At 73.8% G+C, this 16,509-nt stretch carries 11 protein-coding genes; all 11 read left to right on the plus strand.

Annotated features, from left to right (window positions below):
- The first annotated feature begins 171 nt into the window (after window positions 1-171).
- The gene (locus ABZ624_RS08320; RefSeq protein ID WP_360083912.1) at window positions 172-2,385 is read left to right on the plus strand and encodes a TOMM precursor leader peptide-binding protein; all 2,214 of its coding nucleotides are present in this window, start codon (window positions 172-174) and stop codon (window positions 2,383-2,385) included.
- Window positions 2,382-4,331 (plus strand): TOMM precursor leader peptide-binding protein, encoded by a 1,950-nt coding sequence (locus tag ABZ624_RS08325; protein WP_360083914.1) that lies wholly within the window; start codon window positions 2,382-2,384, stop codon window positions 4,329-4,331. The genes ABZ624_RS08320 and ABZ624_RS08325 overlap by 4 nt, the downstream gene beginning before the upstream one ends.
- A 28-nt stretch (window positions 4,332-4,359) precedes the next feature.
- Window positions 4,360-5,949: a SagB family peptide dehydrogenase gene (locus ABZ624_RS08330; protein WP_360083916.1), complete on the plus strand. Its 1,590-nt coding sequence runs from the start codon at window positions 4,360-4,362 to the stop codon at window positions 5,947-5,949.
- Between the two features lie 14 nt (window positions 5,950-5,963).
- A complete protein-coding gene (locus ABZ624_RS08335) occupies window positions 5,964-8,711 on the plus strand; it encodes a lantibiotic dehydratase (protein ID WP_360083918.1) in 2,748 nt (915 codons plus the stop codon).
- Entirely contained in the window at window positions 8,708-9,802 is a 1,095-nt protein-coding gene (locus ABZ624_RS08340; protein ID WP_360083920.1) for a lantibiotic dehydratase C-terminal domain-containing protein, read from the plus strand. The genes ABZ624_RS08335 and ABZ624_RS08340 overlap by 4 nt, the downstream gene beginning before the upstream one ends.
- Window positions 9,802-11,988 (plus strand): ATP-binding cassette domain-containing protein, encoded by a 2,187-nt coding sequence (locus ABZ624_RS08345; protein WP_360083922.1) that lies wholly within the window; start codon window positions 9,802-9,804, stop codon window positions 11,986-11,988. The genes ABZ624_RS08340 and ABZ624_RS08345 overlap by 1 nt, the downstream gene beginning before the upstream one ends.
- On the plus strand, window positions 11,985-12,743 hold the full coding sequence (locus ABZ624_RS08350; RefSeq protein WP_360083924.1) for an ABC transporter permease: 759 nt from the start codon (window positions 11,985-11,987) through the stop codon (window positions 12,741-12,743). The genes ABZ624_RS08345 and ABZ624_RS08350 overlap by 4 nt, the downstream gene beginning before the upstream one ends.
- Window positions 12,740-14,653 carry a TOMM precursor leader peptide-binding protein gene (locus ABZ624_RS08355; RefSeq protein ID WP_360083926.1) on the plus strand — a complete coding sequence of 638 codons (1,914 nt, stop codon included), beginning with the start codon at window positions 12,740-12,742 and terminating at the stop codon, window positions 14,651-14,653. Before ABZ624_RS08350 ends, ABZ624_RS08355 begins: the two co-directional genes overlap by 4 nt.
- Entirely contained in the window at window positions 14,650-15,894 is a 1,245-nt protein-coding gene (locus tag ABZ624_RS08360) for an amidohydrolase (protein ID WP_360083928.1), read from the plus strand. Before ABZ624_RS08355 ends, ABZ624_RS08360 begins: the two co-directional genes overlap by 4 nt.
- 116 nt (window positions 15,895-16,010) lie before the next feature.
- Window positions 16,011-16,193 (plus strand): thiazolylpeptide-type bacteriocin, encoded by a 183-nt coding sequence (locus tag ABZ624_RS08365; RefSeq protein WP_360083930.1) that lies wholly within the window; start codon window positions 16,011-16,013, stop codon window positions 16,191-16,193.
- Between the two features lie 33 nt (window positions 16,194-16,226).
- Window positions 16,227-16,403, plus strand: coding sequence for a thiazolylpeptide-type bacteriocin (locus ABZ624_RS08370; protein ID WP_360083932.1), 177 nt, complete (start codon window positions 16,227-16,229; stop codon window positions 16,401-16,403).
- The last annotated feature ends 106 nt before the right edge of the window (window positions 16,404-16,509 follow it).

Genomic DNA, 16,509 nt, shown 5'->3' on the forward strand with positions numbered 1-16,509 from the left:
ACCCACGCCGGGGGCGCCGTACCCATCCATGCCCGTTAAGCGGCTTTCCCGCCCTTTGCGCCCCTTCGCGTCTTCCTCACCACTCCTTGCCCACCACTCCTTGCCCACCACTTCTTGCCCACCACTCCTTGCCCCACTACTTGCCCACCCCAGAAGGGACTGACAGACATCGTGTCCACACCTGCCACGCCACCGGTGATCCCGTTCGCAGGCGCCCGTGTGCGGATCAAGCGCGACGTGTTGTTCACCGAGACCGACAACGGCGTGCTCTTCCACAACGCGCACGGCGGCTTCCAGCTGGCCGGGCGGTCCGCCTACCGGTTCGCCTCGCTGATCGTCCCCTACCTCAACGGCGACTACACGGTGCGCGAGCTGTCCGAGATGCTCCCGCCGCAGCAGCAGCAGATGGTCAGCAGCCTGGTGCGGATGCTGATGGAACGCGGACTGGCCCGGGACGTGCCCGCCACCGGTGAGAGCGGCGCCGGTCCGGAGCCCGCCGTCGCCGAGCGGTTCGAGGCGCAGATCAACTACATCGACCACTTCGAGGACCGTGCCTCGGCCCGCTTCCACGCCTTCCGCACCGCGCGGGTCGTCGTCCTCGGCGACGACGCGGTGGCCGGCTGGTGCGCGGTCGCCGCCCTGCGCAACGGCATCGCGTCCATAGGCTTCGCCGGCCCGGCGGACGTCTTCGCGCAGGCCGCGAAGGAGGCCGCCGAGCTGGCCGAGACCGGCACCCCGGCGAGCGTCACCCAGGTCGCCGAGTACGACCGGCTGCTGGACTGGTCCGAGCTGGACGGCTTCGACCTGGTCGTGTGCACCGGCCGGCAGGCCCCCGCCCAGGTGGTGCGGCTGCTGACGCAGGGCGTCCCGGAGGGCAGCCGGCTGCTGCCGCTGACCCGGTACGGCCACCGGGTCGTCGTCGGTCCGCTGGCCCGGGGCGGCGGCGACGGCGCCTGCTGGTCCTGCGCCATGCTGCGGCTCGGGTTCAACGGGGACTCCGGCGCCGCAGCCGACGTCTGGCGCGCGGTGGCCCTCGGCGGCGGGCAGGAAGGCCGCGAGCCGGGCCGTCATCTGTCGGCGATCCTCGGCAACCTGCTCGGCTACGAGGTGTTCCGCGAGTTCACCGGTGTCCTGCCGCCCGAGACCGAGAACTCCGTCATCGTCCAGGAGATCGACTCCTTCGACACGGCCGTCGCCCAGGTGCTCAGGCATCCGCAGTGCACGCTGTGCGCGGACCGCGGGACGGCACCCGCGGCGCCGGACTGGCGGCGGGTGAGGCTCACCGCCCCCGTCGTGTCGTCGGTGCGCGGCGCCACGGACGAGGGCACGGACCCGGCCGTGGCGGAGCTGGACGAGCTGACCGCCCAGCTGGTCGGCGCCGCTGCCGGCGTCTTCCGGGAGTTCGACGACGAGTGGCCCACCCAGCTGCCGCTGAAGGTCAGCCGGCTGCGGTTCGGCACCGGCACCGGCAGCCGCCGCGTGGTGACCGCCTTCGACCTGCACCATGTCGCGGGCGCCCGGATGCGGGCGCTGCGCCGGGCCGCCGCCGACTATCTCGACCTGGTGACGCTGCCGTACCGGGTGCCGGCCGCGGACGGCCAGGGCGTCCCGCGGATCGAGCCCGCGGCGCTGACCACCTTCACCGGTGTCGTCCAGGACGGCCCCGCCGCCGACGCCTGGTGCGCCGCCGCGTCGCTGGCCGACGGCACCGAGGTGCTCGTGCCCGCCGGCGCCGTCCGTCCCTGCGCGCCGGCCCTGAACCCGGCCGGCGCCTTCGAGGCCACCCCCGCCGGGCTCGGCGTCGGCGTCTCGGCCGGCGAGGCCGCCCACGAGGCCCTGTTCTCCGCGCTCGCCCACCACGCGCTGCGGACCGCCGTGAGCTCCGGGGCACCGCTCTCGCCGGTCACCCCGGAGAGCCTGGCCGGCGACGACGAGCTGACATTCCTGCTGCGCAGCGCCGAGAACCTCGGGGTCGCCGTCGAGCTGCTGCGCCTGGACAGCGGCACACCGGCGGCCGTCCTGCTCGCCCGTGCCCGGCAGGGCGACGGCACGCCCCGCTGGGCGACCGGCGCGGACCTCGTCCCCGCACGGGCCGCGAGGACCGCACTGCGCGATCTGCTCGGCCAGTTCCAGATCCTCGGCGAACGGCCCGAGGAGGAGGCGGCGCTCGGCCGGAGCATCGTCGCGTCCCTCGACCCGTACACCCTGGCCACCGGTGACACCGTGGCCCTGGGCACGAACGCGGCGGCGGACACCGGCGCCGTGCTCGGCGCGCTGCGCGAACGCGGCCTCGAACCGTACGCCGTCGGCGACGGCTCCCCCGACCTGCGGCAGGCGGGTCTGCACGCGGTGCGGGTCCTGTTCGCGGCCACGGGGCGGTCATGACGGACACGCTGACCGTGCGCGAGGCCGGCGCGCGGACCGAACCGGCCTGGGAGGAACTGCGCACCGCGCTCGCCCCCGTGCTCGCCGGTACCGGTCTGCGGGCCGACATCGCCTCGCTCGGCGTCCGGGACGAACTCACCACGGACGACGGCATGCCGGTGCCGGACGGTGCCACGGTGTCCGTGCGGCTCTACGGACACCTGGCGGTGCTCGGCCCGGTGCGGCCCACCGGCGCCGAGCGGCCGTGCGGCCAGTGCCTGAACCGGCGCTGGCAGGTGGTGCGCAGCAAGGAGTTGCGGGACGCCCTGGAACTGGGCGGCCGTACCTCGGCCCTGGACGGCACCCCGTATCTCACGCCGTTCGCCGTGGAGAGCCTCGGCCGGATCCTCGCGTCCCTGGCCCAGGCCCCCGGCGCCCGGGATCCCCACGGCCCGGCCGGCTCGGCCACGGTGGTGCTGCTCGACCTGCGCTCGCTGCGGTCGCGGGCGTTCCGGCTCACCGCCGACCCGGAGTGCCCGGTGTGCGCGGAGGTAACCGCCGACGACGAACGGCACGCGCGCTGGGAGCTGCCCCGCTCGCCGAAACCGGCCGGCGGCGGCTTCCGGCTGCGCGGCCTGGACGACCTCGCGCTGGACGAGGAGGCACTGGCCAACCCCGTGTGCGGGGTGCTGGGTCCGGCGGTGGTGCGCGAGTACGACTCCCCGACCACTGCGTCGACGTACGGGCGGATGGACCTGCGCTCCGGGACCTATCTGCACGAGACGTTCTGGGGCGGGCACACCCTCAGCTACCGCGACAGCGCCCGCGTCGGTCTGCTGGAGGGCCTGGAGCGGTACGCCGGCATGCGGTCACGGGCCCGCGTGACCTCGACCGTGGCGAGCCTGCGCGAACTGCGCGCGGCCGGGCGGCGCGTGCTGGACCCGCGCGAGTGCGGGATGTACCCGGCGGAGTTCTACGCGAGCGACCCGCGCCGCGTGGAGCCCTTCACCGAGGACCGCACCCTGCCCTGGGTGTGGGGCCGCTCGCTGCGCGACGGCGCACCCGTGCTCGTCCCGGAGCTGCTGACCTACTACCACTCGGTGCCGCTCGCCGAACGCTTCGTCCAGGAGTGCTCCAACGGCTGCGCCTCGGGCAGCACGCTGACCGAGGCCGTGCACTTCGGGCTGATGGAGCTGATCGAACGGGACGCGTTCCTGCTCGCCTGGTACGGCGGCCTCGCGCTGCCCGAGATCGACGGCACCACCAGCCGCTCGGCGGCCACCCGGGCGCTGATCGACCGGCTCGCGCTGCACGGCTACCGGGCCCGGTTCTTCGACGCCCGCGTGAGCTTCGCCGTGCCCGTCGTCATCGCCGTGGCCGAACGGACCGACGGCGGCCCGGGGACGCTGGCGTTCGGCGCCGGTGCCTCCCCGGACCCGGAGCAGGCGCTGCGGGCGGCGCTGGTGGAGATCGCCACCGACGCCCCGCACCTGCCGCGCCGGGTCGCCTGGAACCTGGACCGGCTCGCGCCCATGGTGGACGACTTCGACCGGGTGCTCGGCCTGCACGACCATCCGCTGCTGTACGGCCTGCCGGCGATGCGGCGGCACGCCGACTTCCTGCTGAAGACGGGCGAGCGGCGGTCCCTCGCCGAGACCTACGCCGACCTGGGGACGGGGCAGCGCCCGGCCGCCGATCTGCGCGAGGACGTCGACGCCTGTGTGGCGATGCTCGCCGAGGCCGGCTTCGACGTCGTCGTCGTGGACCAGAGCCTCGCCCTGCAACGGGAGTCGGGGCTGCACACGGCCGGTGTGATCGTGCCCGGTCTGCTGCCGATCGACTTCGGCTGGTCCCGGCAGCGCGCCCTCCACCTGCCCCGGCTGCGCACGGCCCCGCGGCTCGCCGGGCTCACCGACCGGGACCTGACCGAGGCGGACCTCAACCGCGCCCCGCATCCCTTCCCCTGAACTTGCCATGACTGCAAAGGACTTCGCGATGGCTTTCGCGCACGAGTACCTCGACGCCGTGCTGCACCGCGGCCGCGACGGCATGCCGCCCCGCAACTTCCAGCCCGACTGGGCCGACGCTCCCCGGCAGACCAAGCTCTACCGGGACCTGGACACCATCGAGCTGCCCGCCGCCGTGGACGGCGACGCCTCGCTGCGGGCCGCCTTCGCCGCCGGGGACGGCACGGCCGCGGGCGGGTTCACCCTGCAGTCGCTGTCCGGGATGCTGCTGGAGTCCTACGGCCGCCTCGCCCGCCGGATCGAGATCAACGCCAACGACGACCTGGACAAGGTGCAGTCGTACCGCTCCGCCAAGTTCGCCCGAGGCACCGCCTCCGGCGGCGGCCTGTACCCGGTGAGCATCTACTGGGTGGCCGGCCCCAGCGCGCCGGTCACGCCCGGCGTCTACTACTACAACTCGCCGCAGCACGGCATCCAGCGGCTGCTCACCGGGGACGTGAGCGGGCAGGTCGCGCAGGCGCTCCGGGCCGGCGGGGCGGACGGGGACACCGGCACCGACCAGTTCCTGCTGCTGGGCCTGAAGTTCTGGCAGAACGCGTTCAAATACAACAGCTTCAGCTACCACGCCACCACCATGGACATCGGCACCGTCGTGCAGACCTGGCGGCTGTGGGCGCGGGCACGGAACCTGGACATCCGGCCGGCGTTCTGGTTCGACGAGGACCGGCTGGGCGAGCTGATCGGGGTCGACCCGGACGACGAGGGCGTCTTCGCCGTCGTACCGCTCGCCTGGGACGGCGGCCGCAGCGCCTCCTCGCCGGTGCGCTCGCGGGTACGGCACACCGACGAGGAACGCTCCCGTACCGTGCTGCGGTTCGAGCTGCTGCAGGCCATCCACGCCGACACCCGCACCGGCGCCGACGAGCGCCCCGCACCCGAGGCCCTCGCCCCCGCGACGGCGCTCCCGGCGGGGGACGGACAGCGGCTGCCGCTCGGCCCGGCCGACTTCGGTGCTGCCGGGCTGTCCACGGCGCTGCGCGGCCGGCGCAGCAGCTTCGGCGAGTTCTCCGCCCTCAAGAAGCTCACCCGGACCGAGCTGAGCACGGTCCTGGCGGCCGCCGAGACGGGCGCCGCCCTGCCCTGCGACCTGTCCACGGCCGACGGGCAGGGGCTCGGCCTGGTGCGGTTCCACGTGTTCGTCAACCACGTCGAGGGAGTCGAGCCGGGCGTCTACGCGTACGTGCCGGACACCGGCGAACTGGCCCTGCTGAAGGCCGGTTCCTACGGCACCTTCCTGCAGCGCAACTACTTCCTCAACAACTACAACCTGGAACAGGCCGCGGCCGTCGTGGTACCGGTGGTGCGCGGCGACGCGGTGATCGACGCGGCCGGGCCGCGCGGCTACCGCCTGGTCAACGCCCTGGTGGGATCCGTCGCGCAGGCCGTGTACACGGCGAGCAGCGGAATCGGCGTCGGCTGCGGCGCCGCGCTCGGCTTCGACAACATCTCGTACATGGAGGAGCTCGGGGCGGCAGGCTCCGGCGAGCAGCCGCTGCTGATCCTCATGGTCGGTCACGAGCGCGGCCGGTACGCCGGCTGCCGGTTCGAGAACAGCTGAGGCGGCGGGCGACGATGACTGCCGATCTCACCGCCGGGCCCGTCGCGGGCACCGGCGCCACCGAGGACACGACGTACGGTCCGCGTTTCATGGCGCGGATCGGCGGACTGCCCTACGACGCCGTCGCCGGGCTGCGCCAGCCGCGCTCGGCGGACTGGGCCGAACGCGTCCTGGCTCTGAAGGACCGCCTGCTCACCGAGGGGGCGCTGCTGAGCGACGCGCTGCACGCGCTGGTCGGCGCCACCGAGGACGAGCGCCTGCGGCGGCAGCTGCTCACCACCCGGCGCAAGGTCTTCACGGGTGCGCTGCCGCGCGACGGCGAGCAGATCGCCGACCGGATCGGCGGCACACCGGGCGCGGACCTGCACCGCTGGCTGCGGCTCCACCGGGAGCTGCGGGAGCTGCTCGCCGAGCCGGTCGTGGAGGAGGAACTCAGCGCCTGCCGCGCCCACTTGACACAGCTGGCGGGACGTCCGCGGCTGCGCCAGGGCCTGCTGCTGGCCTCCGCCGTCCTCGACGAGCAGCTCGGCTCGTATCTGACGGCCGGGCCCGGACCGCTCGGCAAGAAGCAGCGGCGCATCGAACGCTCACTGCTGGAGTACGTCTACCGCAGCGCCTGCAAGACCAGCCCGTTCAGCGCGTTCACCGGCGTCGCCGTCGGCGAGTTCCGCACCGGCGGCCCCGAGGGCTTCGCGCTGGGCGTGGACGAGGGGTGGAGCGACCACACCCAGCTGAACATCGCCGTCCTCGACCGGCTCGGCGAACTGCTCACCGCCGACGAGCGGCTGCGGCCCGACCTGCCCGTCACCCTGGTCAGCGGCTGGACCAGCGACACCGACCGCATCCGCTATGTGCGGCGCACGGTCACCGCCGGGGACGACAGCGTGACGGCGAGCTTCGACGCCGTCAGCGAGACGATGTTCTTCCTGCGGCACACCGGCGGCCTCGACGTGCTGATCACGCTGTTCGCCGACGGCACCCCGCTGCGCTACCGCGAGCTGCTGGCCCGGTTCGCCGAGCGGGTCGCGGCCCCCGCCGAGGAGTGCGACCGCTTCCTGGCCACGCTGCTGCGGCTCGGCCTGCTGTCCGTGCCCGCGCTCGCCGTCGACCTGCACAGCCCCGACCCGGTGCTCGCCTTCGCCGAATCGGTCCGCGGGATCGGGGCGCCCTGGTCGGCACGGCTCGCGGACGGCCTCACCGAGGTCGGCGCGATGGTGCGGGCCTACCGGGGCTCCGGCCTGGACGAGCGGCGCCGGCTGCTGGCCGCCGTACGCGGCACGCTCACCGCGCTGCACGAGGCGCTCGGCGCCGGCCAGGCCACCCTGCCGCCGACCCTGGTGTACGAGGACACCCGCGCCTCGGCCGCCGTACTGCCGCTGGACGGGCCGGAGTTCGAGCGGCGGGTCGGCCGGTCGCTGGCCTCCCTGTCGCGGATCATGCCGGCGTTCGACCTGGCCCTGCCGCACCGGCTCACCCTGCGCGGCTTCTTCCTGACCCGCTACGGCCGCGGCGGCACCTGCACCGACCTGCTCGGCCTGGTCAGCGACTTCCAGGAGGACATCTACGACCACTATCTGAGGGTGTCGGCGTCCCGGGTCCCGTTCGCCGAGGACGGCTCCTACGTCCCGGCGGACAACTGGCTGGACCAGCCGGAGATCACCGCCGTGGACGCGGCCCGGCAGCTGTTCGCCGCGCGCATGCGCGCGGTGTGGGAGAAGGACGGCGACCGTACGGAGATCGTGCTGGACGACTCCCTCGTGGACGCGGTCGCGGACCAACTGCGGCCGCTGACCGCCGACTTCCGGCCGGAGGCGCACTTCCTTCAGCTGTCCACGGCCCCCGGCGGTCCGGCCGCCGTCCTCAACCGGTCCTGGGGCGGACTGTCGTTCCCGTTCTCCCGGTTCACCCACGGCTTCGCCGACCAGGACCTGGCCGGCGGGCTGCGCGACTGGCAGCGCCGCATCTGCCCGCCGGGTGCGGTGTTCGCGGAGGTCACCGGCGGCACCGCACGCTCCAACCTGAACCTGCACGCGCGGCTGACCGACTACGAGATCGTCTGCCCCGGCGAACACAGCACCGCCCCCGCCGAGGCCCGCATCCCGCTGGACGACCTCACCCTCGCCCACGACGCGGACTCCGACCGGCTGGTGCTGCGCTCGCGCACCCTGGACCGCGAGGTGATCCCCGTCTACCTCGGCTATCTGGTGCCGGCCGCGCTGCCCGAGGTGGCCCGCACGCTGCTGCTGCTCTCACCGTCCGCGATGATCACCATCGATCCGTGGGGCGGGGTCCCCGAGGGCCCGCGCAGCGACGACGGCGTCAGCGCCCGGCCCCGGGTGCGCCACGGCTCGCTCGTGCTGAGCCGGCGCAGCTGGTCGGTGCCGGCCGCCGCCCTGCCGGTGCGCGGGACCGGGGAGAGCACCGGGGAGTGGTTCCTGCGCTGGCAGGAGTGGCGGCGCAGGCACGGCATGGACGCCCAGGTGTTCGTCACCCTGCGGCTGCGCGCTCCCGAGGGCGAGGACGGGGCGCCGCCTCCGCGCCGGCAGAAGCCGCACTACCTGGACTTCGACAGCGTGCTGTCCCTGCAGCTCTTCGAGCATCTGCTGACCGACGAGGTGGCCTCGGTGACCGTCACCGAGATATTCCCGGACGCCTCCGGCCTGCACACCGCCTCACGGGACGGCGCGCACATCACCGAGATCGTGATGGAGACCTTCTCCGCCCCGCCCGCGCGGCGGCCGTACCCCAGCGAGGAACGATGACGGCATATCCAGCGCTTCCGCCCGCCGAGGGACTGCCGGCCACGGACGAGTCCTGGCTCGCGGTCTACGTCTTCTACACCGGCAACCCGCGCCCGTTGCTCACCACCTGCGTCAAGCCGCTCTTCGCCGAGCTGCGGGCCGCCGGTCTGGTCACCGAGTACTTCTTCCTCAACTACTGGCTGGAAGGCCCGCACGTCCGGGTCCGCTTCCGCCTCGCCGACCCGGCCGACCCGGCCGCGCGGGAGGAGGTGCGGTCCCGGGCCGAGGAGGCGATCGCCGCGTTCCTGCGCCGCCGCCCCTCCCTGTACGAGGTGAAGTCGGACTTCTACGTCGGCCTTTACAACACCCTGTTCGACCTGGAGTTCACCCCTGAGCAGCGCGCGCAGTACCTCGGCGAGGACGGCCGGATGCGTCTGCGGAAGAACAACTCCTTCCACTGGGCGCCGTACGAGCCGGAGTACGACAAGTACGGCGGCGCCGTCGGCGTCCGGGCCGCCGAATGGCACTTCACCCACTCCACCGACCTGGTGCTGGACTCGATGAGCGTGATGAACCTGCACATGCGCAGCGTTCTGCTCGGCTACGCGGGCCAGTTGATGATGGTGATGTGCTCGGTGTTCCTGGAGTCGGACGCCGGCATCGTCCGGTTCCTGCGGCGCTACCGGGACTTCTGGGACAGCTCCTTCCAGAGCACCGACCTGGTCTCCGGGTCCGACTTCGACCGCGGCTACCCGGCGATGGCCGCCGCGGTGGCGCAGCGGTACGCCGTGATCAGCTCCGCCGTGCGCTCGGGCGAGGGCGAGCGGCTGCCCGGCTCGCTCGGCGCCTGGGCCGGGCACTGCACCGAGCTGCGCGAGCGGATCACCGGGCACGCGCACGCCGGTGACCTGGTCTTCCCGTCCTGGGACCGCACCCGGCGGGTCACCGTCACCGACCCGGCGGAGGCACTGGAGCGGCTGCTGCCGCCGTATCTGCACATGACCAACAACCGGCTGCACATCACCCTGACCGACGAGGCGTACCTCGGCCATGTGCTGGCCCGCGCCATCGCCGAGTCCGCTTCCGTGCCGGCGGCGGAAGGCGCGGTGTGATGTCCGCCCCGGCTCTGCTGGACGGCAGCCCGCGCCGCGCACCCGAGCTGGCCCTCGGGCCCGCCGTGCTGCGCGGCCCGCGCACGGTCCACCTGGTCAAGGACCGCAGGACCGGCCGGTTCTTCGAGGTCGGGGACAAGGAGCACTTCGTCATCACCCGCCTGGACGGCACCCGTACCCTGCGCGGGATCGGCGCCGAGTACGCGGTCGCGTACGGGCGGGCCCTGGACGAGAAGGCCTGGTCGGTGATCCTCGGCACGCTGTGGCGCCGCTCCTTCCTCGACGTCCCGGGCGCTCCCGCCCCGGCGCCCGCCGCGCCCGGGCCGCTCGCGCGGAAGTCCTGGCTGACCGGCTCGCTGAACTGGGGCGACCCCGAGCCGCTGCTGCGGCGGCTGCACGGCCGTATCCGCTGGGTGTTCTCCCCGGCGGTCGCGGTGGTGACGCTGCTGCTGTGCGCCGCGATGCTGGTCCGGCTCGCGGCGGGCGCGCCCGGGCTGCTGCGGGATCTGCCGGTGCTGTACCGGCACCCGGAACTGACCGTGCTCGCCGGGTTCCTGCTGTGGGCGTCGTCCGCGCTGCACGAGGTCGGGCACGGCCTGTGGTGCCACCACTACGGCGGCCGGACCACCGCCATCGGGATGCGCTGGCGGCTGCCGATGGTGATGTTCTACTGCGAGGCCGACGACGTGCTGCTGATGCGGTCCCGGCGCCACCAGGTGGCCACGGCCGCGGTCGGTGTGGTCATGAACCTGGTGTTCCTGCTGCCGTTCTGCGCGCTGTGGCTGGCGCTGCCGGACGGGGACGTCACCCACGACAGCCTCTCCGCCCTGCTCGTCGTCGGCACCCTGCGCGCCCTGTTCAACTACGTCCCGCTGCCCGGCCTGGACGGCTACCGGATGCTCCAGCACGCCCTGGGCACCGTCGACCTCGGCCCGCAGACCTGGACGTATCTGCGGCGCCGGCGGCCCCGGGGCGCCGCCCCGTACCCGGCGCGTGCCCGGTGGCTGTACCGCGGCTACGCGGCCCTGTTCACCGTGACCGTGCTCGCTCTCGCCACCGGGGCCGTGCTGCTGATCGCGCGCTCGACCAGCGGCACCACCCGGCTGCTGGTCCTGGCCGCCGTCGCGCTGTGGGCGGCGGTCTCGCTCACGGCCGGGCTGCGCCGCCGCAGACGCCGCGGCACACCGCCACCCCAGCAACCGCCCACGGGCGGCCCCGACACCCTTCCCCCACCCCGTGCCACACACCGAAGGAGCTCCCCCCTCGTGAACCAACAACCGCCGCACCAGCCCGTGGTGGTCGTGCGGGACCTGCACAAGTCCTACGGCGACACACAGGCCGTCGCCGGAATCTCCTTCACGGTCGGCAAGGGGGAGTTCTTCGGCATCCTCGGCCCGAACGGCGCGGGCAAGACCACCCTGATCGAGATGCTCGCCGGGCAGCGCGTGCCGGACTCCGGCACGGTCACCGTGTTCGACGAGAGCCCCTGGCCGCGGAAGCTGTCCGTGTACCGCAGGCTCGGCATCCAGAGTCAGGCGTCCTCCTTCTTCCCGGACCTGACCGCGATCGAGCACCTGCAGACCATGGCCGGCCTGTACGACCTGCCCCGCACGGCCGCCGCCGAGGCCCTGGCCAAGGTGGACCTCGGCGGTTCGGCGACCGTGCGCGTGGACAAGCTGTCGGGCGGCCAGCGCCAGCGGCTGGCGATCGCCTCCGCGCTGGTGCACGGGCCTGACCTGCTCTTCCTGGACGAGCCGACCGCCGCCCTGGACCCGGAGGCGCGCCGGGGCCTGTGGCGGCTGCTGCGGGAGATCCGGGCGCAGGGCTGCTCCATCGTGTGCACCACTCACCACCTGGACGAGGCCGAGGAGTTGTGCGACCGCACGGCGATCGTGCAGGCGGGCCGGCTGGTCGCGCTGGACTCGCCACGGCAGCTGATCCGCGCGGCCGGCGGCACCAGCCGGATCCGGATCCCCGGCGAGCTGCTGTCCTGCGAGGCCGCCGCCGCGCTGCCCGGTGTCCTGGGCACCCGGCGGGCCGGGGCCGACACCGAGATCAGCACCGAGTCCGTGTCCGAAGTACTGGCCGCGCTCGGCGCGGTGGTGGACCTGGACCAGGTGGAGACCCGCCGTCCGACCCTCGAAGACGTGTACCTGAACCTGACCGGAGCGGAGTTCACCCGGTGACCGGATTCACCCCGCTGGTGCGGGCCCACTTCCTCGCCTCCAGCCGCAACAAGGCGGAGCTGTTCTTCACCTTCGCCTTCCCGCTGATCTTCATCGTGGTCTTCGGGCTGCTCTTCGGCTCCGACCCGGCCGACCACGGCAAGACCGTCATCGACTACCTCGCCCCGGGCGTGATGGCGTGGGGTGTCGGCAACGCGGCCGTGTTCGGCGTCGCGTACTCACTGGTCAAGTGGCGCGGCACCGACCTGCTGCGGACCATCCGGCGCACGCCGACCTCGGTGCTGACCGTGCTGGGCAGCCGGCTGGTGATCGTGTGTGTGGTGGCCGTGGCCCAGGCGGTGCTGTTCCTCGCGGTGGCCATGCTGCCGCCGTTCCGGCTGCACGCCTCCGCGCTCGGCCTGCTGCTGACCCTGCCGGTGCTGGTCGCGGGCACGCTGGCGTTCTTCTCGATCGGGGTCGTCGTCGGCAACGTGTGCCGCACCCCGGACGCGGTCGGCGCCTTCGCCAACTGCCTGATGGTGCCCATGGCGTTCCTCAGCGGCTCCTTCATCCCGCTGAGCAAGTCGCCCGGCTGGCTGCGGGCCTTCTCCCACGTGCTGCCGTTGCGCTACATGAACGAGGCGGTGACCGGGGTCCTCGACGGCAGCCGGATCAGCCTCGGCCCGTACGCGCTGCGGCTGCTGGCCCTGCTGGTGTTCGCCGCGGCGCTGTCCGCGCTCGCGGCCCGCACCTTCCGCTGGGAGAACAAGTCATGACCGCCCTGCTGACGCCGGCCGCCGAGGCGCTGCAACGGGTCCTGCGGGCCCGGCACGCCGCGGCGGCCGGTCCGGCCGGCGTTCCGTCCGCACCGCCCGTGGTCGCCACGCTCGGCGTGTACGACGTCCTCGCCGAGGCCGGCGATCCCGAGGCCGCCGTGCGCCCCGCCGCGACCGTCCACCTGGCCGCCGCCCACGCGGTCGTCGGCCCCTTCACCGACGGCCCCTCGGGACCCTGTGGCCACTGTCTCGCCCTGCGGTGGCAGCGGCTGCGCCCGGAGTACGAGCGCCAGGCACTCGAACTCGGCACCGGCACGCGTCCGGTGGGAGCCTGGCCGCTGCTGCTGCCGACCGCCGTGGAGGCCCTGTGGCAGCTGTACCGGGCGGCCGCGGGGGCCGAGCCGCCCGCCGACCGGCGGCTGGGCGCGGCCTGGGTGTGGGCGCTGGAGCTGGACACCCTGCACCTGCGCCGCTTCCCGCTGACCCCGGACCCGCTGTGCCCGGCGTGCGGGACCGAGGGCACCGAACCCGTGACCCGGGACCTGCCCGCCTCCCCGAAGCAGGCGCCCGACGCCTACCGGGCCCGGCCGACGGACAGCTTCGCGCTGCCCGAGGAGGCCCTGGTCAATCCCGTCTGCGGCATCCTCGGCCCGCGCACCTTCCACACCATCACCTCGCCGACCACCGCGCCGGTCACCGGCCGGGTGATGATCAAGGGGCACTACGGGCTCGCCGAGATGACGTTCAGCGGGCAGGACAACTCCTACCGGACCAGCCGCGACCTCGCCTTCTTCGAGGGCCTGGAACGGTACGCGGGCATCGCCCGGCGGCACCGCGCCGCCCCGCTGCTCGCCGCCTACGACGACGTCCGCGACCGGGCCCTGGACCCGCGCACCTGCGGCACGTACTCCGAGCTGACCTACGAACTCGACGACGCCTGCGCCCCGTTCGACCCGGCGAAGCCCATCCCCTGGGTGCGGGGCCGGAACCTGACCACCGGCCGGGACGTCCTGGTGCCCCGACGGCTCGTCTACTACGGCGGCGAGACCTCGGACGACAACTTCGTCTTCGACTCCTCCAACGGCTGCGCGAGCGGCGGCACGCTCGCCGAGGCCGTGCTCTTCGGGCTGCTCGAACTCATCGAACGCGACTCGTTCGTGCTCGGCTGGTACGGCGGGGCCGCGCTGACCGAGATCGACGTCGACGCCGTGGCCGACCCCGAACTGCGCATGATGCTCGACCGGGCCGCACTGCAGGGCTACGACGTCCACCTCTTCGACAACCGGATCGACCTGCCGGTGCCCGCCGTCACCGGTGTGGCCGTACGCCGCGACCACGGCCCCGGCACGCTCTCCTTCGCCGCCGCGGCGAGCCTCGACCCGCACGCGGCGCTGCGCGGCGCGGTGTCGGAGATCCTCACCTACCTGCCCGAGCTGCCCCGCCGCTTCCGGGACCGCGAGGCGGAGGTCCGGGCGATGCTGGACGACTACTTCCTCGTCCGCCAGCTGCGCGACCACCCGGCGCTGTTCTCCCTGCCGGAGATGCTCCCGCACGTCGAGCGCTACACCTCCCCGGCCCGCACCCTGCCGTTCGCCGAGGTGTACGCCGGCTGGCAGCGCACCCGGCCGCGCACCGCCGACGTACGCGCCGACCTGGCCCTGGTCACCGGCGCCCTCGCGGATGCCGGCCACGAGGTGATCGTGGTCGAGCAGACCTCCCCGGAACAGCGCGGCCTGGGCGTGCACACCGTGGCCACCGTCGTCCCCGGGCTGCTCCCCCTCGACTTCGGCTGGGCCCGCCAGCGTGCCCGGCACATGCCCCGCATGTTCACCGCCCACCGCAGAGCGGGCCTGCGGGACACCGATCTGACCCAGGCCGATCTGACGCCGATACCCCACCCGTTCCCATGACCGGCACAAGAGCAGAGGTCGCCGCCGCCCTCCCCGCCGCCCTGGAGCTGTACCTCCGCCTGCACCACAACCCCGAACTCTCCGGTGCCGAAAGGGAGACGGCCGCCGCGGTCGCCCGCGCCCTGCGGGAGCGGGGCTGCGAGGTCACCGAAGGGATCGGCGGGCACGGGGTCGTCGGGGTGCTGCGCGGGGGCGACGGGCCGAACGTGCTGGTGCGGGCCGAGCTGGACGCCCTCCCGGTACGGGAGGAGACCGGGCTGCCGTACGCCAGCACGGTCACCGCGCCGGGCCCGGACGGCCGGGAGGTGCCCGTGGCCCACGCGTGCGGGCACGACGCCCATCTCGCGGCGGCCGTCGGCGCCGTGGACGTCCTCGGCCGCATCCGGGACCGCTGGCGCGGCACCGTGACCGTCGTGGCGCAGCCCGCCGAGGAGACGCTGTCGGGTGCGGCGGCCATGCTCGGCGACGGGCTGTACGAGCGGTTCGGCACCCCGGACGCGGTCCTCGCCCAGCACCTCGCGCCGTTCCCGGTGGGCCGGGTGGCGCACGCCGAGACCGTGCTGGCCGCCGCCCGCAGCATGCGCATCGAGCTGCGCGGCCCCGGCGGGCACGCGGCCGACCCGGCCGGTGCGGCCAACCCGGTCGAGGCGGCGGCCGCCGTCGTCACCGGGCTGCGCGCGGCTGTGGGTGAGGACGCGGTGGCCACCCCGGGCGCGCTGCACGCGGGCACCGCCGTCAACGTCGTACCGGACCGGGCCACGCTGGAGGTCAGCGTGCGCGCCGGGACGGCCGAGGCGGCCGAGCGGGGCACCGCCGCCGTACGGGAGCTGGTGCTCGGGCAGGCGGCGCGGCTGCTGCCCGGGCACCCGCCCGAGGTGACGGTGACCGCGCGCGCGGAGCCGACGGTCAACGACCCCCGGCACCTCGCCGCCGTACGCCGGGCGCACACCGCCGCGCTGGGTCCCGGCGCGGTGCTGCCCTGGCGGACCTCCCTGGCCACCGAGGACTTCCCGCACTACACGGCGGGGGGCACGATTCCGGCCGTTTACTGGATGCTCGGCTGCGTCGGCCGGGCCGCCTGGCAGCGGGCCGGCGCCGAGGCGCCCGGCCGTGAGTTCGGCGTGCTCGCGCCGAACCACTCCCCGCGTTTCGCCCCGGACGCCGTGCCCACGCTGCGCACCGGCATCACGGCCATGACCAGCGCGGTCCTGACGTGTCTGGCGGGTGTCAGCGAGCTGTGAGGCGGTTGTCAGCGGACTTGAAGTGCCCTCGCCCTACAAAGGCTCGGGGCCCCTACCGCGTCGCCCGTCCGGGCGGCGCGGCCCATTCGAGAAGCGACCACCAGAGGGAGGCAGCCATGACGCCCAAGGCGGAACTGGCCGACCTGGCACGCGACATGCTGGCACTGGAGTCCGAGACGTTCGAGATCAACGACTACAGCGAGTTCGACGGCAAGCTGCTCGGCGGCTCGTCGACCAGCTGTGACAGCAGCAGCTGCAGCTCCAGCACCACCAGCACCACGTCCTGCTGCACCGCCTGACGCCACCAACGCCTCACCCGTAAGGAGAAACCCATGGCCGACAAGCTCCCGCTCGCCGACCTGGCGCGCGACATGCTGGCGCTGGAGTCCGAGACCTTCGAGATCAACGACTACAACGACGACAGCGGCGCGATGATGGACGGCTGCACCAGCACCACGAGCTGCAGCACCACGTCCAGCACGACCTCGTGCACCAGCTCCTGCGGCTGACCGGCAGCAGGCCGCACTGAACAGGGCCGTGGCGGGGCGCCCCGCCACGGCCGCCGGACCGGCGGGCACCGGAGTACTCCGCACAGCCCCCGACGGTCACTGACGA

Source organism: Streptomyces sp. NPDC007205 (genome assembly GCF_040634095.1).
In the GTDB taxonomy this organism is placed as follows: domain Bacteria; phylum Actinomycetota; class Actinomycetes; order Streptomycetales; family Streptomycetaceae; genus Streptomyces.